This window comes from Deltaproteobacteria bacterium (assembly GCA_016874735.1).
Taxonomy (GTDB): Bacteria; Bdellovibrionota_B; Oligoflexia; order Oligoflexales; family CAIYRB01; genus CAIYRB01.
This window is the reverse complement of sequence record VGTI01000047.1, coordinates 1-19,928: the sequence shown is the minus strand read 5'-3', so window position 1 is coordinate 19,928 and position 19,928 is coordinate 1. Positions and strand designations below refer to the sequence as shown.

Genomic DNA, 19,928 nt, shown 5'->3' with positions numbered 1-19,928 from the left:
AGTATTTTTAATGGGTACTACGCGTCTCGCAAAATGTACCTAGCCGGGAGTGTCTCAGAGCCCTCGAGCTGCGACTATGAGACTCAGTATTCTCAGTGCATCAATGGCACGCAGAAACCCTACAGCGGATCCTTTAGTAACCAATCATGCGCAGCCTATCGGACCCGCTACAACACCTCGGCAACAACTTGTCCCACTCCGTGCTATGCCGAAACCCAGGTACAAAGCTGTAGCAACGGTAGTTGTGGAGGATTTAACGGCAGCTATGCTTATTCCAGCTGTACCCAGAACCCAACATCCCAATCCATGAACTTTTGGGTTTCCAACCCATACACTTATTCTTACAACTGTAATCCATATTCATGTAACCCGTATAACTGCAACCCTTACACTTGCTACGTAAGTTGCGAATGTATGTGGTGGCCTATTTTCGGTATACAATGCCAAAGCTGTCCCACAACTTGCTACAACACTTGTTATGGAACTTGTTACGACACTTGTTACGGTACCGCTTATAGCTGTGATTATGGAGGAACGACTTCGCGCTCATGCAGCGTCAGTAGTAACACGGTTAGCGGAAGCTGGGGTGGTTGGAGCCCCAACGGCAGTAATTACTTTTCAGATAGTGGATGCAATGCACGCTATTGATCGGTGTTCACTCAGTACTAAATCGCTAAAGCGCACTGCTGGAGTCATTTGATGTTGAAAAGTGAAATATCAGCGACGCAAAAGGGTTGGACCTCAGCCCTGCTTCTTGTCGTAATGTCTACAGTATTTCTTGGCCTAACATCATTAATGCGCACTCAAAACATGACGAACTTGCCACCGCTAGTACTGATGGCCCTACTCTTATTTGCCTCTGCGCTAATTTCGATACCGGTAGCATGGAGTCGACGCGCGGAGCTAAAACAGTTAAATTCCGTCGATGTTCTGAATATTGTTGTAACTTCGTGGTCTGGCCCAGTGTTCGCCATCTATTTTAGCATGCTGGCACTTATGCCAAATGGGGTTCCACTCGGCAATCTAACTGGCTCCGTGATCGTTCAAAAATTACAACCAGTGATCACGTTTATATTCGCTTATGCCATGCTACGTGAAAAACCAAGTATACCGCACTATCTAGCACTTTTTGTTCTACTGCTGGGATCATATTTAACGGCCTTTGGTGCTGCTCCCGTTGGGAATTTCGTGGAAGGATTTAACCGCGAATCCCTCATTTATATGTCCCTTTCCGTAGTATTCGGATCTCTCAATTCTGTGACTGGAAAGGTGGCGACCACAAAAATAAGTCCAATAAATTTAGCGGCAGTCAGATCGATCTTAGCCGCTATTTTATCAGTTCTAATTACACAACAACTCGCACCCAAAGGCACTGACTTCGCGTCAATGTTTGGCAGCATAAGTGTAGACTGGTGGAGGTACGCCTTAATCGGACTCGCCAATTTTGGATGCCTAACCATTTATTTCTATGGAGTAAAAAAGCTGCCCGTAACATCAATTGCTATTGCCGAGTTTGGAGCGAAAGCGCTCGCTCCTCTTGTGATTTTCGGACCGCTTGTTATCAAACCTTCGCTATCGTCTGTTAGTGGCTTTGCTGCCGCTATCTTGGCGGTCATTATAATTGCGCGGACCATGCGACCTGAGACAGGTCATGCGAGTGAACCAAATGAGGCTGGCTGAATTAAAAGAACTCAATTTCCCACATATCTCTACACTAATTTAGTTCTTGGGCATACCCTTACACTCGTCAAACTCTTTGCGCAGGGACTGATTCATCTCTTTCAAGACATCATATTCGCGCATCGAACGCACGCGTCCGTAGTACTCGCTGAGCGATACCGACTTATCGGCTGGCATCACCTCGAGAATGGCCGTGACTTGTTTCTGCGGCAGCTGCTTAAAAAGCTCGACCACTAGGTCTTTATCGAGCTTTTCGATGACCGGAGCTGCTTTCTTTGGTTCCATCTTGGCGTATAACGTGATGAGCTTATCCAAACGTTCGCCCTTCAGGTCCTTTTCTTTCTGGATAGTTTCGGCGAAATAGCGGCGCTCCTCGTCGAGTTTTTTAAGCTTCTCGTCGATCGATTTTTCGAGACCTTTGAGTTGCTCTTCGCGCCGCGCGAGGTTAGAAAGCCTATCCTCAATCTGGCGCTTTTTACGCTCAGCGATATCGAGGTATTTACCTAATTCTTCTTTTTTTATCGAATCAGGATTTAATTCGGGAAGCTCGAGGAGATTAGAAAGAAAACTCTGCCGCGGCTTGGCTCCGTCCTTGGTGTCACTCTTGGCCTCAGTCTTAACGTCATCTTTGGCCTCGCCCTTGGCGTCGGCAGATGCTTCAGCAGATGCGGTTTTTTCGCCTTTCTTTTCCTCAGCGTCGCCCTTAGCAAAGAGGGGGAGATCACCAAATCTAACCTCCCCACCAGAGACGGCAAAAAGCACCATGAGTATAACGATCTTGGCCGCGATGATGGCTTTCCAGATCTGATTTACGGGTTGTTTACTTTGGTTGAAGCTCATACGTATCCCTAGGACTTATTTTGACTGACAAACTGCCGTAGTGCGATCTCATCGAGCATCTTCTGCTCGGCCTTGCCCACTTCTTTTTTGTAGTCGATCGTATAGCGCTCTTGCAGGCGCTCGATAGCCTTCAGCTCTCGCTCGGCTTCATTCAAGCGTGCAAGTTGCGCACGCTCTTTGTTCTCGAGCTCTTGAACCTTGCGGTAAAATGCGTACCACTGCGCTTTAACATGATCGAGACCGGACTCAATCGTGTCAATGTTATCGCGCTTAGTCGAGGTCCTGATGCGATTGAGCTCGTCGACACCCGTCATGTACTGGCGCTGACTATCACGCATCGCAGCCACTGCTTCAACCTTGGCCTTATTGATTTCAGCAAGTATGGCAGCCTCATTATCAACACGCGTCTTCTTCATCTTGATAATCGGCTGTACGCGATTAATCTTTTTCATGCTTTTCATCGGTTATCATCTACCTCGGTTAAATAGGTCGCGCATGCCCTGCAACGCCTCGCGTAAGGTTGAACGTTCGTTGATGTCTTGACGCAGAAAAGCCTCGATCGTTGGCATCATGGCGATGGCGGCCTCAAGCGTCGGGTTGGTACCCTGCTGATAGGCGCCTACCTGAATAAGGTCGATATTCTCCTGGTACACACCGAGTAACTGACGCAGCGTCGAAGCAAGACCCCAATGCTCATCGTCAACGATATCTCGCATGACCCGGCTGGTACTGGTCGTGACGTCTATGGCAGGGAAATGTCCACGCGCAGCGAGCGAACGCGATAAGTTGATGTGGCCATCGAGAATAGACCGGACGGCGTCGGGAATCGGATCATTAAAGTCATCACCATCGACAAGTACAGTGTATAGACCGCTGATACTTCCCTGGCCATCGACTTGGGGACCACAACGTTCAAGAAGACGTGGGAGCAGGGCAAAAACCGATGGCGGATAACCTTTGGTCGTGGGCGGTTCGCCGATAGCCAGTCCGATTTCACGTTGCGCCATGGCGACACGGGTCAAACTATCCATCATCAGCAGCACGCGTTTACCCTGTGCCGAGAATGCTTCCGCAATGGCGGTAGTGGCACGAGCCGCACGCAGGCGCATAAGCGGTGACTGATCGCTTGTGCTACAAACGACAACTGAGCGTGCCAAGCCTTCCGGACCAAGGTCACGCTCGATAAACTCCCGCACCTCGCGACCCCGCTCGCCAACCAGACCAATGACGTTGACGTCGGCTGCAGAACCGCGAGCAATCATGCCCATGAGAACGCTTTTGCCTACACCCGAGCCGGCCATAATGCCTACGCGCTGACCTTCGCCAAAGGTCAGTAGACTATCCATGGCACGGATACCTAGTTGAAACTTATCTGCGACCCGCGCGCGCCTTAGAGGGTTGGGTGCCTCTTTTTCGAGCGGCACCATAAACGGGCGCTCTGGTAACTGTAGGTCACCCTCAAGCGGATTCATCAGAGGATCAACCACTCTACCAAGCAGGTAATCACCCACGGCCACTCGGTCCCAAGTTTGTTTGCCGCTGACGGCACACCCTGGGGCAATGCCGCTAAGGCTAGAATAAGGGATGAGCAGAGCCTTATCGCGGGTAAAACCCACGACCTCTGCCAATACTTCACCCTGTCCGCGCACGCTAATGCTGACGACAGTGCCTAGACGGCTTCCGGGTAGGTGCGCCTCTACTACGGTACCAACGACGTCGGTCACCTTGCCGGATGGACGCCAATCGATTTGATTGAAGGAAAATTTCAGCGCCTCACGATCGAAACGTCTTAAACTAAGACTCACGCAACCTGCCCCTCATTCTTGAAGAGATCGATGTCTGCCTGGCGCAGAAGTTCACTGATCAGTTTGGTGACATTGACATCAATAACGCTCATCTGCGATTCGACTTTGAAATCACCAGGGGCTACCTCTGGATCTTTAACGAGCGCGTCTTTGAGTTCTTGCGGCGCAATGGCACTGATACGGTCGATCAGATCCGGATGGATATGGACGCGGATCTTACCAGGTTCTACTGCCTCAGCGATGGCTCTTTGGAGTACGGTCAAGAAGGTATCGGGACTGACGCTAAACTCACGCTTGATAAGGGCCTCGGCCATCGCTTGACTAAGTTCGTAGAAGTTCTCTTGCACGTTCTCAAGGATGCTACGTTTGAGACCCTCAAACTCTTTGATGAGATTGGCAACATTACCAAAGACCTGCTGCGCCGTCTCACGCATCTGCAGCTCACCCTTTTCCTCGCCAGCACGGAAACCGTCGCGGTATCCCTGCGCCTTTGCGGTCTCAGCGGCTTCCGCCCATTTCTTCTCTTGTTGCTTTTCTTCCTCAAGGCGGTCCTTGTAGCGCTGCACGGCTTCCATCTCGGGATCAGTTACCTGCGCCCCAGCTGCACCTGGCTGCACCGGAATGAAGGCGGAGGCCGTGTCTTGCCCACGTGCCGGTCTTTGTGGTGGGTGCGAGGGTAGTTCAGGAGCCGAGTTGTTCAGACTCTTTATGCCCTCACCCACCGCTTCCATATACTCCCATTGCTCCTCGCTACCTGTGACCATGGGGCCGCCGCCGATGACTGCTTTAGCTGTGTCAGTGGGTTCCCTCTGCGGCTGCGGTGCTTCTGCCTTGGCTGTGGGGCTCTGCGCTGGGGTGAAATCCTGGTCTAGTGGCGACTGAGCTTGTTGATGCGTTCCTGATTGATTTTGCTGCTCGCCACCTTGTTGACCATGCTGCCGCAGGAGCTGCATCTGAAACTCGTATTCGTCCTCATCATGAGAAAGCTCGCCGCTGGCGCGACGCTGATTGTCGAGCTTCCATTGCTGCGTGAAATCGAGCGGCATCAGCACTTGGCGTCGCTGATTAGCGGGGATCAAATCTTCGTTAAACTTCGTCGGCTCGAGAACGACTTCGGCCACGTCCTCTTTGCTGTGATAGTCCTGGTGAATGATCGAGCGAGACAAGTTGTCTTTGGGTAATACTTGAACCGTATTGATTTCTTCGAAATCGAATTCGACTAGCGCTACCTTTTCCAGGAGCGCCGTACCCTTCTTAATGAACCTGCCCTGTCTCTTGGGACCGTCCAAATTCATTGCTATCCCCTAATTTTACTAAACATTTTGTTGCGGATTCAGCATCAATCTGATCGCTTCCGTAGTCCGTTTGGGTTCGTTCTTAGCGAGATAGAGGACCTGCTCTTGCGGTGACATCTTGTCGAAGGGAACCTCTTCCTTCACCTGGACATTTTGCAGGGTGCCTATATCAAGATCAGCCCGGAAGTCTTCGATCACTTGCTGCTCTTGTTTGCGCTGCGGATTGTAAGATAACCAGCGGAAGTACGGCCTGACGATGAAGGAGAAGAAGAGAATCAGACCAAGGGCCACGGCTGCAGATACGGCGAGGGTACTAACATAATGGTCTGTTTCCTTTTTCTCGTTCTTAATCGCCTCAACCTGCATGGGGTTCAGCTGGAACATCAAGTTACGCACCGTCACGAGATCGCCGCGCTTTTCATCAAAGCCTATCGACGAGCGGACGAGCTCCTCAATTTGTTTTAACTCCTCTTCACTCCGCGCCTCAAATGGTGGACGCGCTCCGTCTGGTGGGTACTCCTGCTTGCCATCGACCAAGACGGCGGCAGATAGGCGCAGAATCTTTCCGAGAGGCAGCGTCTTCTGACTGACCTTTTTGGCAATTTCGAAGTTGACAATTTCGGAGTCTTTTTTGTTTTGCGTGTTAGACTGATTCATTGACAACTGCTCCTGCTCGCCAGGAACATTCGATTTGCTACCGGGAATACCGGTGGGATTCAGCCCAGTTCCACTTAGCGAGTAACCCTGCGTCTCACGGGAAATCGCCACCACACGATCGGGATCAACATCCGAAATGGTCTGCGACTCTTGGGTAAAGTCGACGGTGGCATCGACCTTGACGTCGACCTTTTCTGCACCGACGATGCGACCAATTAGGCCGCGAATATTTTCCTCATACTGCTTCTCTATGGCTCGCTTGTAACCGATCATTTCCTTAGTCATTTTGGCTGAAGTATCTTCACTCTCGACCTCGGTCAGCATTTTTCCTTCGCCGTCAATGATGGTGACGTTGCTAGCTTTGAGACCTTCGACAGATCGTGAAACCAAATTGACGATGCCCTTCACTTGCTTTTTATCTAAATCGAAACCACGACGTGTTTTTAGGTAAATTGCCGCGGTCGGATCGATTTTATCTTCGAGAAAAAGACTACTCTTGGGCGACACAATATGGACCTTGGCAGCAGTCACGCCATCGATCATCATAATCGTGCGTGAAAGCTCCCCTTGGATGGCTCTTTGTTTGTTGATGCGTTGCTCAAAGTCGGTACGTGTGAAGTCTTGAGAATCAAACTTTTCCCACCCGACCACGCCGTGTGCCGGCAAACCCTCGTTAGCTAACTTGAGGCGGATCTCCGCGACTTGATGACTCGGAACTTTGACGCCCTTGGCGTCAACCTGGTAATCGATAATGTTGTTGGTCTTGAAGAAGCTTGTAATCTGCTGGCTATCCTCTGCCGATAAATCGACAAAGGCATACTCGTAGGATTCTTTGGGCCGCATCGATAATGCAGCCACCAAGCCGCCAATCACCAGGAGCAAAGCAGCGCCGCCGCCGATCTTCTGAACCGCGCTTAACTTGCCCCAAAGACCGCCGGTGTTTGAGAACATCTCGCTAAAAAATTGGCGTAACTTATCCACTCAATATCTCACTATGAAATAGGTTATACCGGCATCCGCATGATTTCTGAGTAGGCTTCCAGCGCTTTGTTGCGCAGCTGAACCATCAGATTGAAGGAGAGCTCAGCCTGCGTTGATGCGAGCATGGTCTCGTGAATATTCTCCGCTTTGCCCGTGGCCATTTCCGTGCCCATACGGTCTGCAGTCTGGCTCTTTTGGTTGACCTCTTGGACCGCCTTCTGCAGGTGATCGGCAAAGGACATTCCGCCGTCTTTATCTTTACTCTTATCGCTATCCTTGGACTGGCTAATAGCCTCCCGCTGAATGTCGCGCAGGCTGTTTAGGATTTGCTCGGTAAATTTTGAGGCTGAAGCTATTTGACTCATAAGTCAGTCCATCGTTAATTGATTATTAGCGGCCGATTTCCAGGGCTTTCATCGCCATCTGCTTGGCATCGTTGAGCGCAGTGGCATTGGCTTCAAATGCCCTCGTAGCTGCGATCATGTTGACCATTTCACTCATCACCTGAACGTTAGGCATCTCAACATAGCCCGTGGCGTCAGCGTCGGGATTGCTAGGATCAAAGACGCGACGCGGAGCTTTGGTGTCCTTGTGGATATCGACCACCTGGACCTTGCGTAGTTCGGTGCCGTGACCACTGGTGTCGTTGAGATAATCCTCAAAGGCCGTACCCGTGGGGACCGCCGAAACGACGACGTCCCGCCGCTTATATGGTCCGCCGTCATCGCCGCGGGTGGATTGGGCGTTGGCTAAGTTGGCGCTCAGCACGTTCATGCGCACGCGTTGCGCAGCAAGTCCGGAGGAGCTTATGTCCATGGCCTTAAAGAAACTCATCCACGACCTCCATTGATGGCATAGCGCAGCATGCCAACCTTACGATTGATAACCTCTACAGCGGACCTGTAGAGCATTTGGTTCTGCGCCATCCGTACCATCTCGTCATCGATGTCGACGGTATTGCCATCTTCACCAACGCTCTCGGTGGGTTTGACGTAGACATCAGCGCGCATTTTGCCGTTAGCCTGGGTGAAGGCGTTCCGAAAATGCTTTTCGTTCGATACTTTAATGGGAACCTTGCCGTCTAACTTGGCCATACTGGCGAGTTGGTCTTCAAAGTCATAGCCAAGTGCTCTGAAACCGGGAGTCTCAGCGTTAGCTATGTTGCCGGAGATAACTTCGCTGCGCTTCAGGCGCTGATCTAGCGAGGCCATTTGTAGCCTGTCGGCAAAGTTGAAGACGCCACCAAATACGGTGCTCATGAAGCTCTCCCAGTGGTCGGCGCCATGACTTCGATGCCTTCGGCCGTAAACTCATTAATCTTGTTACGAAGAGTCCGCAGGCTGATGCCTAGAGTCTTGGCTGCATGGGTACGGTTGCCTTGGTGATGCTTCAGAGTTTCGAGAATAAAGTGGGTCTCGAGATCACGCAGAGGTTTGCCGATCGGCAAAAAGCTGATCCAGTCGCCATTAGCAACAGCATGGTCTGTGTCGATAGGAAGACCTATTTCAGTAATCTCACGACCGCTTGATAGGAGTACCGCACGTTGGATGACGTTTTGGAGTTCACGGACATTGCCTGGCCAGGTGTGTGCCTTCAGGCGCTGTTTGGCACCCGGCGAAAGTTCCATGATCTCTTTGCCAAACTGATCGCAGTACTGGCGGAGGAAAAAGAGAGCGAGCATTTCAATGTCGGCAACACGCTCTCTTAGCGCCGGTACTTCTAATTGAATCACATGCAGACGGTAGTAGAGATCCTGACGAAATTGACCACATGCTACAGCTTGGGTTATGTCCCGGTTAGTGGTAGCTATGATGCGTGTCTTAATCGGAATCGGGCCGGTACCGCCGATGCGCTCTATTTCCTTCTCTTGAAGAGCTCTGAGCAGCTTAGCTTGCAGGGCAGGATCCATTTCTGTGACTTCATCAAGCAGCAAGGTGCCGTTACTTGCAAGTTCAAATTTGCCGATATGCCGTTGGTGAGCGCCAGTGAAAGCACCTTTTTCATGACCGAAGAGTTCACTCTCGAGCAAATTGGATGGCAGCGCGGCGCAGTTGACAGCGACAAAGGGTTCATCACGACGACCAGAAAATGCGTGAACTTGGCGCGCAATGACTTCTTTGCCTGTACCCGATTCACCTGTAATCAATACCGGCACGGAAGTGTCTTTTATTTGCTCGACAACTTCCTTAATCCTGAGCATCTTTTCGTCGGCTGCCAAGAACGGGCCAACATTTTGCCGTAGATCCTGAGCATACTGCAGATAGTCTTCAGCAGTGGGTTTGTCGCTGCTTTGCTGGGCAGCAGCTGTCACTGGCACGGCAGAGTTGGCATTTGATGCGGTCATGAGATCCCCTTCGCTAAGTGGTCAAATATCTACTGAAGCTGTCCAAGGCGTTCCTTGGCGAGATTCGAGTAAAAGAGGTTATTGCCGTCGTCGCTGGCTTTACGAAATGCTTCGATGGCCTCGGCGCGTCGCCCCGCGCGGAATAGCAGCAGTCCGCCTTTGTACAAGGCCTCGGCGCGGCCATCCCAATTTTCGGCCTCCTCACCGACTTGTGAGAAGAGACGGCCAGCATCCAGATATTGATTTGCTTTGCGGTATTCGTCTGCGAGTGCAGTCAGCTCACTTGCCCAAACTTTCTTGGCCGCAGCGTCGTCGGCAAAATCTTTGGGCTTCATATATTTTAGGAGATCGATAGCCTTTTTACGTTCGACGGGCATGCCGAGTTCGCTGAATCGCTTGCCGAGATCTGTGAGTAAGAGCACGGCACTGCCAGACGGACTAAAATTGCGCGTCCAATCTTTGGCCTCGCCACCATTATCGGCTGACTTTTTCGTGGCAAGGGCAGCCGTCCAATTCGCAAGTACAATTTTAGGACCACTACGCAACTTGGCTGGACTGATGACGGTTTGCTCGAAGTAATTTTTGTACGCGACTCCCAACTTTGCTTGCTCGTCAGCACTTAAGCGTGCCCACTGCTCATCGGCAGCTCTGTCGGCTCCATTACTTTGCTGACTGAGCTTAGTTATGACGGCAGCGTCTTGCCCGTCTTCTTTAGCCCTGATGGCGGCCTCTCCTGAAGTGACGGCTAGCCAAAATTGGGCTTTAAATTGATCCGGGCCAGCCGCGTTAGCCTTAGTCGCTGCAGCATAGAAATCTATGGATTTTGAACTCTGCCCAAGTTGCCGGTAAGCCTCAGCAAGCGCCCAAGAGGTCTTAGGCGTTGGCTTCGACTTTTGCATCGCACGCGGCAGTGTTTCAAAGTCGGTAATCGCGTCTAGCAGTTTACCTGCCTCGATCTTTGCGGTGAGACTGTTATTAAGTTTGGTATCAAAGCGACCTTGAAGTTCAGTTTTGTAAGGCTCAGCGCCACTGCCGTTGAAGCGTTTGAAGTAGGCATCAGCAAACGCACCCGTCGCACGCTGCCACGCTATTTGTGGGTTAAGCATATCGTTAAGTAAAAGGCTGCCAGTGAGAAAGGCCGTCCGTGAATTCTCGACGTTAGGATAGGCGGCCGTGAGCTTGGCATGTACAGCCCCGGAAATCGCTGGCAGCGCTTTTTGATCGAAATCCCTGGTTTTAGCAGCGGCGGCCCACCAAGCTTGACGGAGAGCCACTTGAGCCGCTAACTCACCATTTTCGCGCAAACGAATGTTGGCGAGTTCCTTGAGCATCGTGTCATAAGCAGACTGCTCACCAGCGTTGCCGACTTTGATGGCTGCAATATCAAGGCGTCTTAGACGGGCAAAGTCGGCCAGGGGACTCTCGGGATGTTTCTGTGCTAGTGAGCTGAAATAGCCATCGGCAAGAGTAAGATTTCCCTGACCGAGTTGAGTCTCGGCAAAGCGCCATAAATGCAACGCATCCTTGTCAAACACGGTCGGATCACGACGCACCACCTGTTCGTAGGCAACTAGTGCTTTGGCTTCGTGACCGAGGTTGAAGAGCTTTCCAGCATAATCAGCCATGGCCTCGGCTGAGGTCAAAACTTGGGGTTGAGCGGTCGGAGGCCTCACGCGGCGGTTATTGCCTTCCTCGTAGGCCGCGGTCTTGAGAGCGTAAATATAGGGGGGATAATCGCGCCATGCTTTTCCGACGCCGTCTTGCGCCAATCGTAAGCTGGAGCTTAGTTCCTCCGGAGTAGCAAAAATTTGCCGCGGTGGGGCGACGAGAAGCTTGCGACCGCCGTCGGAACGGGACTCACCCCGAGGCGAATCATCGCGACTTACCTGTGAATCTTTAGCGTCCGGCGAAACCAGTTTTAACTTGGAGCGCGGCGCGTTCGACTCCGGCACCATACTGGTTACACTCTCGTCGTCACGATCTTGTTGTACCAGAGGCAGACCGGTTGTCGGATCACGTTCCTCACTAAAGTCTGCATCGTAAATATCGATGGCCACTCTGTAGGGTTCGTTAAACTTAGTGACGAGAGCACGAACGTTACGGTCACGCAGGACCAACTTAACCTCGGTACCGTAAGGACCGAGGTCCTTCACCATGAGTCGCTTGATCAGTCGCTCATCATACTGGTCCAGAACCTTCAACTCGTTGGGTGCCGTCTTGTGAAAGGTCACGACGAGGGCGTTCATCGCCTTGTCGTAGTCATGCGTGACCTCGCGCTCATTGGCAAAGGGCACGACAATTTGGGTGTAAAGCCCATCAGCGAGCACACGGCTCGCACCAAGCGGTGCCAGGGCAGCCATGACCGTGCTGAATAGAATCACCATGACAGTGAGTGGGCGCATAAAGGGCTTTCAGACTGGAAATAAATGGGAGGAGTCAATGGGACGGTAGAGGGAGAGCGTACTTACTTAAGCAATTTGTGTGCCAGCTTTGCCCACCGCCGCAAACCCTTCTAGGACGGCTTTGCCGCCTTACAAGGCGCCAAATAATCGGCGGTCGCTGGCGTCAATGTGGTGACGGGAGTGGCTGTACCTTGTCAGGATTTTGGCGGCTGTGATACGAATTTGACTTCAGCATCTCAGTTCAGATGGGCATCGCCCATCCAGGGCGCCACTCCCACGCATGGGGCATCGGAACATATGGACTCAAGAGTAAAACCCACACCGTCAATTCCCTGGCTCAATAGCGCGCGCCCACCGCGCGTCGCCGTCGTCGGTGACGTGATCCTGGATGAGTATCTAGACGGGCAGGTCAACCGTATTTCCCCCGAGGCCCCGGTGCCGGTGCACCTAGTCACCAAGACGATTCACGGTGCCGGTGGTGCCGCCAATGCTGCCCGGAATATCAAACTGGCCGGTGGCGATGTCATGCTACTCAGCGTCATTGGTAACGACGAGGCTGGCAAAAATCTACGGCAGCTCCTGCAGCGTGACCAAATCGATACCTCTTACATGCAATCAGTTAACGACCGACCGACGATCCGCAAGACCCGCATCACCTCAAGCAGCCATCAGTTAGTTCGGGTGGACTGGGAGCGTGTACACCCCATCAGCACCGAGGTCCAAGATTGGATCATGCGGGGCCTTGGGTCGATAGAGTTTGATGCTTTGCTTATCAGTGATTACGGAAAGGGCGCCTTGCCCATTAGCCTCCTAAGTAACCTGCTCAGTCTCGCTGCCGCGCGCAAGGTGCCTGCAGTAGTAGATCCCAAAGGGCGTGACTTCAGTAAATATCTGCATGCCACTTTGATCACACCTAACCGCAAGGAGGCCTGCGACGCCCTCGGTCTAGACCCCTCCGACGACTACAGCGGCGAGGAGTTGGGGCGGCGGCTCCAAAGTACCTTCGGCCTGCAGAATGTCCTCGTCACCATGGGACCTAAGGGCATGGTGCTAGTACCCGATGCCAGCAAGGGCGCCGCACCGGCCCCCCTGTCGCTTCCCGCGATGGCACGCGAGGTTTATGACGTCTCCGGTGCCGGCGATACTGTGGTTGCTATCATGACTCTGTGTCTGGCCGCCAAAGCACCCATGCTTGAATCCATGCATATCGCTAACACGGCTGCGGCTTTGGTCGTGGCTAAGTGGGGCACCCAACCGGTGCGTTTGGACGAACTAAAAGAAGCTCTCACTGACGAGCCTCAGGCCAAACCTGCGGGACAGAACTTTTCGACTACCACCAAGATCACCACAAAGGACGCCCTGAAGCAACTGCTCGAGGCGCCATTTAGGCGGCAGAAAAAAATCGTCTTTACCAATGGTTGCTTCGATATCCTCCATGCGGGTCATATCAGCTACCTGGAGGCAGCAAAATCCCTTGGCGACATCTTAGTGGTCGGGGTCAACACCGACGAATCGGTACGCCAACTCAAGGGCACGCAACGGCCGATCATCGGGCTCACGGACCGGATGAGACTGCTTGCCGCTCTGGCGTCGGTGGACTTTGTCGTGCCGTTTGGCGAATCTACACCGCTGGAGCTCATTACTAGCTTGGCCCCGGACGTGCTCGTTAAGGGGGCGGACTACGACAAGAGTGCACCGTCCTCATCCTCAAAAGCCATCGTGGGAGCGGACTTCGTGCGGGCCGCTGGCGGTACGGTTGAGACGATAAATTTGATTCCCGGTCTTTCGACTAGCGTTATTGTCGAGCGTATCCGCACTACGTAACTGGTCGTAATTAATACACAATTATTTGCTTGTTCGTTTTTCGCTAAAGATTTTCTGCCAGATGACGAGGAGATTCCTGGTTGGCGGAGGACGGTAGCGCATGACACAAGACAGAAAAATCGACAAAAGAACCGATAGCCGGGACGACCGCTTCGGCAGTGATTTCTCGCTGAAGCTCTACCCTGTAGATCAGGTAGGAAAAGTGATACCGGTGCGCCCCATGGACGTATCGAAGCGCGGTTTAGGGTTCCTGTGTCGCGAGTCGCTCCGGATTGGGAGCCTCCACACCTTAGTGATTGGGGAGCACCGATTCCGTGTCGAACTAGCCTACTGTAGTACGCATTTAGGAATAGACGGGCTCTACCGCTGCGGCCTCTTCCTCCGCGACGCTGACGGCAGCCTCCATCATGCCTGCGAAAAACAGGGCCTACTCACCACCGAAAGTGATTTCATCCAAGGTTTACCTATCAAGCGCCACGCCTAAGCACCGTCTTGCCGAGGCCTAACATGTTATTCCCTACTGTAGAGTTTGCCGCCTTTTTCGCCCTAGTCTTCGGACTGAGCTGGGGCGTTGCGGCTTGGCCGACTCTGCGTAAGTGGGTGCTGGTGCTTGCCAGTTTCTTCTTCTACGGCTGGTGGGACTTTCGTTTTGTCGCGCTACTGTTCAACTGTACGATCGTCAATTACATATTTGGCATCTGGATCGACCGCACCGTTAGCGAGCGACTTCGTAAATCCATTCTGATCACGGCTGTCACGGCTAATCTGGCCGTACTTGCGTATTTCAAGTACACAGGATTCTTTCTCGCCACCCTGAACGACGTCCTGGCGCAATTTGGTTTGGTTGGCGCCATCAAAGTGTTTGAGGTGGTGTTGCCAGTCGGCGTCTCTTTCTACACATTTCAAGGCATCAGCTACGTCGTTGATATCTATCGCCGCGAGCTGCGTGCCATCGACAGCCCACTTGATTTATTGCTCTTCAAATCGTTTTTCCCGCAGTTAGTTGCTGGCCCCATAGTGAGAGCAAGTGAGTTTGTCCCACAGTTGTCGTCAAACCACGCACCAACCGAGCTACGCGCAACGCGCGCTCTGATTCTGATCGGTGTGGGTTTGATGAAGAAAGTGATCTTAGCCAATTACTTAGCTACAGATCTGGTGACACCGGTCTTTAGCTCACCGCGTGACTACGGGACGGTAGACCTGATCTTGGCCTCGTATGGCTATGCCATTCAGATCTACTGCGATTTTAGCGCCTACACCGATATGGCCATCGGTTTTGCCTTACTATTGGGCTACGACTTCCCGACAAATTTCAATCAGCCATATCGCGCCGCGTCGCTGCAAGATTTTTGGCGCCGCTGGCATATCTCGCTCTCAACATTTCTCCGTGATTATCTCTACATTCCGCTCGGGGGATCGAAGAACGGCAAGTTGAAGACTTACCGTAACTTGATGCTAACTATGGTCCTCGGTGGGCTATGGCACGGTGCGGCTTGGAACTTTGTGATCTGGGGCGTGCTCCACGGTGCTGGGCTAGCGATCGAACGATTCACGGGCGAATTACTAAGACGCGGCAAAAAGCCGGGCCCAGTATACCGCGCTAATCCGTGGAAAATTATTTTCACCTTTCACTTCGTTTGCCTAACGTGGATCTTCTTCAATGCGGAATCGTTTGAGACCGCCATCGACTTCCTACGCTCTTTTGGCAACACCGAAGCCACCGCCAAAATGCTAACGCCTCTGAGTTTAGTGTTGATCTCAGTTGGCATGCTCACTCAATTTATCCCAGGGGACTGGCTGGATAGCCTTGAGCTAAAACTCCAGCGGGTACCCCTGCCGCTCCAAGCCACCGGTCTGGCCGCAGTGGTGGTGATGGTAACAGCGTTTAGCCCTGGGGCCTTGGCGCCCTTTATTTACTTCAAGTTTTGAGAGTTGCTGGAACCCCGACTTACTTGATGTGAGCGAACATGTAGGTTAAATTGGGTTATTGTGAGCTACATCTCCCAAATTTGGGAGCTACATCTCCCAAATTCAGGAGATATAAAGTAAGTGAATGATTTTAAAAGATTTTTTTCAACTCTTTTGCAGCAGAGGCTGACAGAGGAGCAGCTGCCTTTCATCCAGGTGCTCATAGGCCCAAGACAGGTAGGCAAATCGACAGCCATCGCCCAGGTTGCCGCTACTTGGACAGGTCCCAAAATTATCGAATCGGCCGATCACCTTAACCCACCCAACCAGGAGTGGGTTGCCTTTCAATGGCAGCGCGCACTGGAACAACACGGCATCTGCCTACTCGCTCTTGATGAAATCCAGAAGGTCGAGAACTGGGCTGAAATTATCAAAAAACTATTCGATAGAGATCGTCACAAAAACAAACTGAGAATAGTTTTGTCTGGGTCGGCAAGTTTGAAGTTGCAGCATGGCCTTTCTGAGAGTTTAGCTGGCCGCTACGAACTCATTCGTTGCCCACATTGGGGGTTGGACGAATGTCAGAAACTATTTGGTTGGGACGCCATTAAGTTTCTCAAGTTCGGCGGCTATCCGAGCACTGCGCTTTATGTTGACGATTTATCGAGGTGGCAGGGTCTCATGCGGGATAGCATTATCGAGCCCGTTCTGAGCCGTGACCTCCAAACTGCAGTTACGATCCAAAAGCCCGCCCTTCTGCGTCAGCTTTTTGCATTAGCCATGCACTATCCAGCGCAGGAGATTTCCTACCAAAAACTACTCGGGCAACTTCAAGATCGCGGCAACACGGCGACAATTAGTCATTATATGCATGTGCTGAGCGGTGGATTTCTACTTGCGACGCTGGACAAGTACGTCTCACAGGTAATGCGCCAAAAGGCTTCTAGTCCAAAGATTATTCCGCTCGCTCCAGCCTTGATTCATGCTTTTTCATCTCCAGATCTTCTGGACTCGGATCCTGAGTGGCGTGGTCGCGTGTTCGAAGCCGCCATTGGTGCTCATTTAGTCAGAGTTGGTGAGCCCTTATATTATTGGCGTGATGGCGATCATGAGATCGACTTTGTTATTGATACAGGTCGTCAGCTTATTGGTATTGAGGTCAAATCCGGACGCCGTAAGAGGCAGCAGTCAGCGATGGCATTCAAGAAAAAATTTGCCAACGCTCAAGTCATCTTTCTCGATTGGATGAGCGGCACGCAGTTTCTGGAGCAGCAGCCTACATTAGAAAATCTGTTACGCCATGCAAGTTAATCAGCCTCGACTCATCTTGCGCAGCGGCTTCTTCAAGGCCGAGGCCCAGATTTCATAACCTTGCCGCGTTAAGTGTACGCCGTCGAAAGATACCGTCTCTGGCAGAGTGCCATCCGGGCTCAAAAAGCGAGATCCCGTGTCTAAGAATTCACTGCCACTGGCTGCCGCGACTTGCACCAGTAGGCTGTTAATCGCTCTTATTTTACTGCGGCGCGGATGATCAGCTTCCTGGCCACTTGGGAGTACGCCTAGCACCAACACCTTTGTCTGGGGTGACCGTTGTTTGATAGCATCGATCAGTTTGGCAATACCACCCGCAATAGTCTCGGGAGTCGCTAAAGCCAAGTTATTTATGCCAGCCATAAGGACGCAAACTTTAGGTTTAGACGAGGCCAACAATCCGTTCTCAACACGCCACAAGATGTGCTCGATCCGGTCAGAAGAAATTCCGGCGTTCAAAACCTTTTGCTGAGGTATGCCCTTCATTTCTTGGTCCCACGCAACATGATTAAGCTCCCAGCCTTGCGTGATCGAATCCCCGAGCAGCAGGACGTCGTACTGACCCTTAGCCGCCTTGGCCATAATATTGTTGTGACGTTTGAGCCACGACTGATTCTGAGCGCGAGAGATCGGATGCAATTCCTGAGCGCCGGGGATCGCGATGGTAGGAGCAGCCAACGCCTTAGGCATCGGGGCCAATGTCAGGGAGCCTAACAGGGCTGCAGAATTGACGAGAGTTCTGACGACGGCCGAGCTCGGTCGTAATTTGTTCTTTGTGGTCTCTAGAGTTGCCATAGTTTTTCCCGTTCTACCAATGACATCGTCGGTTTAAGTGCAGGTACGCCAACATTGAAACTACGCACAGAAGTCATTGCAAACTTTGGGCCCAAGATAAAATCTAGTGATTTCAAGTGGTTGCATTGGAGTGACGCTGAGCTAAGATGAGCACCTGGCGAAAAACTAGACAAAGCCGCGCCACCGCCGTAAATGTCTAAGCAGCGTAGCCAAGGACCCAAAGCATCTATGCCAGACCCAACCCGCAGACTTAAATCCTCACCGCCACCTACGACGACACCAACGAGACGACGTGCCGGGGCGCGATCTGCCGGTAGCCCCAATTATCTAGTCGTAACCCAAGATCCGAAATTAGGCTTTGCCGTTGAGCGTATGGCGCAGTCGCAGCATCTGTCGGTAATGCTCTACTGGTCTCTAGACAGCCTGGTGGAGAAGCCGCTACTTGATGCCGATGTGCTAGTGATCGACCTCGACCTTTGGCAGCAACTACACAGCATAGCCAGCACCAAAGTGCAGCATCTTCTGGCGAAAATTCCGGCTGTGATCACGTCTGCTGGCGATCATCCCACACTAGCTATCGGTACTGACGAGCATGTCCAGGCAGTGCTGCCCGCGCGGTGCACGCCTGGTGAAATCTTGCAGGCAGCTGGCCGTGCACTGCACAAAGACACCGACGGCAGCGCGACGACCGTTTAAGCCGTTAACCGATTATACCTCGAACACAAAAAGATCGCGGTCAAAGCGAATTTGGGCACCGTACAGGCCATTGGGATGTCCGCGGCCTATCCCTACACCCATGACAACGTGGGCATGACGACCAAGACCAAGAATTTTCTTGATGCGGGCTTCGTCATAGCCCTCCATAGGACAGCAGGCATAGCCCTGAGCAACCACAGCTAACATCAAATTCTCGGCCGCGAGCGCTGCCGATTTGGTGACCATCTCAAATAATGCGGCTTTTGTCGTGGGTATGCGCGGCACAGGCCGCAAGAGACCAGTCACCGTAATGCCGATCCGCTTGACCAAGCCAACGACGCCCAGGGGATCCTGGATGTAAAGTGCAGGGAGCGCCTTCTCGTAGTAGTCGAGAGCTGACTTTTTAACGTCGGGAGATTTTTTAAGCTCGGTGACCATCAAATTTAAATTGCGACGCCAAGTATCAGTCCGGGACACCACAAAAACTAGCTCTGCTGCCGTAGCAGCCGCAGGCTGGGAGAAGCAGGCCTTGACGCAAGCATCGCGCTTGTCCTGCGAGCGAACCCAATAAAACTCCCACATCTGCATGTTGGACGAATTAGGAGCAAGGATGGCAGCATCGATAGCCTTGCGTATAACCTCTTCTGGAATTTTTTCATCGGTAAATTTGCGGAAGCTACGCCTAGTCTTAACGACGTCAAAAAATTCCATATCTCAAGCTCCCATTTGCTGTTTGATGGTGTGCAGTATACCATGGCAACCATCTTCGAGAATATCTAACACGTGTTCAAAGTCTTGCGCCGAGCCGTAATAAGGGTCGGGGACCTCGCTAATTTGGTGACGCGTACAGAAGGCGGTAAAGGCCTTTATTTTAAGCATGGCTCCCTCGTGTGGAGCTAATTTGCTAACATTTTGAAAGTTAGACTGATCCATAGTGATGATCAAACTAAACCTATGGAAGTCCTGCACTTGAATCTGACGTGCTCGATGCTCTAACGCATAGCCTCGCACAGCGGCAGCATGGCGCATACGTGGATCGGCAAGGTGCCCAATATGCCAGTCACCAGTGCCGGCAGAATCTATATGCACCGATGATCCAAGACCTGCAGATGCGACGACACGGCGCATGACGCCTTCAGCTGCGGGTGAACGACATATATTACCGAGACACACAAACAACAAACTGGGAGCCAGCCCTACGTCTTCAGGAGTGATCACCTGACCCATGTTAAACCTCGCTTTAGCTGACTTCTAGCACGGGGAATGGGTGAGCGACAATTGCTTGTACGAAGGATGCCGATGGGCTTTAATTCCCACCCGAGTCGCAAAAATTCTATAGGAGCACGCCACGTGAGCCCAAAACCGTCCAGCGCACCGTCGTGGGATCTAA

Annotated in this window: 19 protein-coding genes; 6 read left to right on the top strand and 13 right to left on the bottom strand. The window is 52.1% G+C overall.

The features are described from left to right. The first annotated feature begins 699 nt into the window (after positions 1 to 699). Positions 700 to 1,680, top strand: a complete 981-nt coding sequence (locus FJ146_15415; GenBank protein MBM4253357.1) for a hypothetical protein — start codon at positions 700 to 702, stop codon at positions 1,678 to 1,680. A 39-nt stretch (positions 1,681 to 1,719) separates the two neighbouring features. On the opposite strand, the gene FJ146_15410 is transcribed toward FJ146_15415, so the two are convergent. The 10 genes from FJ146_15410 to FJ146_15365 are packed head-to-tail and all read right to left on the bottom strand — an operon-like array spanning position 1,720 to position 12,004. Then, on the bottom strand, positions 1,720 to 2,520 hold the full coding sequence (locus tag FJ146_15410) for a hypothetical protein (protein MBM4253356.1): 801 nt from the start codon (positions 2,518 to 2,520) through the stop codon (positions 1,720 to 1,722). Between the two features lie 8 nt (positions 2,521 to 2,528). Further along, on the bottom strand, positions 2,529 to 2,981 hold the full coding sequence (locus tag FJ146_15405) for a hypothetical protein (protein MBM4253355.1): 453 nt from the start codon (positions 2,979 to 2,981) through the stop codon (positions 2,529 to 2,531). Between the two features lie 6 nt (positions 2,982 to 2,987). Then, on the bottom strand, positions 2,988 to 4,289 hold the full coding sequence (locus FJ146_15400) for a FliI/YscN family ATPase (GenBank protein MBM4253354.1): 1,302 nt from the start codon (positions 4,287 to 4,289) through the stop codon (positions 2,988 to 2,990). Between the two features lie 32 nt (positions 4,290 to 4,321). Continuing rightward, entirely contained in the window at positions 4,322 to 5,620 is a 1,299-nt protein-coding gene (locus FJ146_15395) for a hypothetical protein (GenBank protein ID MBM4253353.1), read from the bottom strand. A gap of 18 nt (positions 5,621 to 5,638) precedes the next feature. After that, positions 5,639 to 7,258 carry a flagellar M-ring protein FliF gene (gene fliF / locus FJ146_15390; protein ID MBM4253352.1) on the bottom strand — a complete coding sequence of 540 codons (1,620 nt, stop codon included), beginning with the start codon at positions 7,256 to 7,258 and terminating at the stop codon, positions 5,639 to 5,641. 23 nt (positions 7,259 to 7,281) lie between these two features. Further along, on the bottom strand, positions 7,282 to 7,623 hold the full coding sequence (gene fliE, locus FJ146_15385) for a flagellar hook-basal body complex protein FliE (GenBank protein MBM4253351.1): 342 nt from the start codon (positions 7,621 to 7,623) through the stop codon (positions 7,282 to 7,284). Positions 7,624 to 7,648: 25 nt separating this feature from the next. Beyond that, positions 7,649 to 8,092 carry a flagellar basal body rod protein FlgC gene (flgC, locus tag FJ146_15380; protein ID MBM4253350.1) on the bottom strand — a complete coding sequence of 148 codons (444 nt, stop codon included), beginning with the start codon at positions 8,090 to 8,092 and terminating at the stop codon, positions 7,649 to 7,651. Then, positions 8,089 to 8,517, bottom strand: a complete 429-nt coding sequence (gene flgB, locus FJ146_15375; GenBank protein ID MBM4253349.1) for a flagellar basal body rod protein FlgB — start codon at positions 8,515 to 8,517, stop codon at positions 8,089 to 8,091. The genes flgC and flgB overlap by 4 nt, the downstream gene beginning before the upstream one ends. After that, complete coding sequence (locus FJ146_15370) at positions 8,514 to 9,602, bottom strand: sigma-54-dependent Fis family transcriptional regulator (protein MBM4253348.1); 1,089 nt, start codon at positions 9,600 to 9,602, stop codon at positions 8,514 to 8,516. Before FJ146_15370 ends, flgB begins: the two co-directional genes overlap by 4 nt. A 29-nt stretch (positions 9,603 to 9,631) precedes the next feature. Then, positions 9,632 to 12,004 carry a tetratricopeptide repeat protein gene (locus FJ146_15365; GenBank protein ID MBM4253347.1) on the bottom strand — a complete coding sequence of 791 codons (2,373 nt, stop codon included), beginning with the start codon at positions 12,002 to 12,004 and terminating at the stop codon, positions 9,632 to 9,634. 297 nt (positions 12,005 to 12,301) lie between these two features. Between FJ146_15365 and rfaE2 the strand changes: the two genes are divergently transcribed. The 4 genes from rfaE2 to FJ146_15345 all read left to right on the top strand — a co-directional run bounded on the left by rfaE2 (position 12,302) and on the right by FJ146_15345 (position 17,047). Then, positions 12,302 to 13,828, top strand: coding sequence for a D-glycero-beta-D-manno-heptose 1-phosphate adenylyltransferase (gene rfaE2 / locus FJ146_15360; protein MBM4253346.1), 1,527 nt, complete (start codon positions 12,302 to 12,304; stop codon positions 13,826 to 13,828). Between the two features lie 100 nt (positions 13,829 to 13,928). Then, positions 13,929 to 14,312 (top strand): hypothetical protein, encoded by a 384-nt coding sequence (locus FJ146_15355; protein ID MBM4253345.1) that lies wholly within the window; start codon positions 13,929 to 13,931, stop codon positions 14,310 to 14,312. Between the two features lie 23 nt (positions 14,313 to 14,335). After that, the gene (locus FJ146_15350) at positions 14,336 to 15,757 is read left to right on the top strand and encodes an MBOAT family protein (GenBank protein MBM4253344.1); all 1,422 of its coding nucleotides are present in this window, start codon (positions 14,336 to 14,338) and stop codon (positions 15,755 to 15,757) included. Between the two features lie 120 nt (positions 15,758 to 15,877). Further along, on the top strand, positions 15,878 to 17,047 hold the full coding sequence (locus FJ146_15345; protein MBM4253343.1) for an ATP-binding protein: 1,170 nt from the start codon (positions 15,878 to 15,880) through the stop codon (positions 17,045 to 17,047). Here the strand turns inward: FJ146_15345 and FJ146_15340 are convergent, their stop codons facing one another. Next, positions 17,048 to 17,842, bottom strand: coding sequence for a hypothetical protein (locus FJ146_15340; protein MBM4253342.1), 795 nt, complete (start codon positions 17,840 to 17,842; stop codon positions 17,048 to 17,050). It lies immediately after the preceding gene. Between the two features lie 228 nt (positions 17,843 to 18,070). Here FJ146_15340 and FJ146_15335 point away from each other — a divergent pair, with 228 nt between their 5' ends. After that, a complete protein-coding gene (locus FJ146_15335) occupies positions 18,071 to 18,538 on the top strand; it encodes a hypothetical protein (protein MBM4253341.1) in 468 nt (155 codons plus the stop codon). Between the two features lie 12 nt (positions 18,539 to 18,550). Here the strand turns inward: FJ146_15335 and FJ146_15330 are convergent, their stop codons facing one another. Together FJ146_15330 and FJ146_15325 are read right to left on the bottom strand one after the other, a co-directional pair. Beyond that, the gene (locus tag FJ146_15330) at positions 18,551 to 19,249 is read right to left on the bottom strand and encodes a nitroreductase family protein (GenBank protein MBM4253340.1); all 699 of its coding nucleotides are present in this window, start codon (positions 19,247 to 19,249) and stop codon (positions 18,551 to 18,553) included. A gap of 3 nt (positions 19,250 to 19,252) precedes the next feature. Then, positions 19,253 to 19,732: a low molecular weight phosphotyrosine protein phosphatase gene (locus tag FJ146_15325; protein MBM4253339.1), complete on the bottom strand. Its 480-nt coding sequence runs from the start codon at positions 19,730 to 19,732 to the stop codon at positions 19,253 to 19,255. Between the last annotated feature and the right edge of the window lie 196 nt (positions 19,733 to 19,928).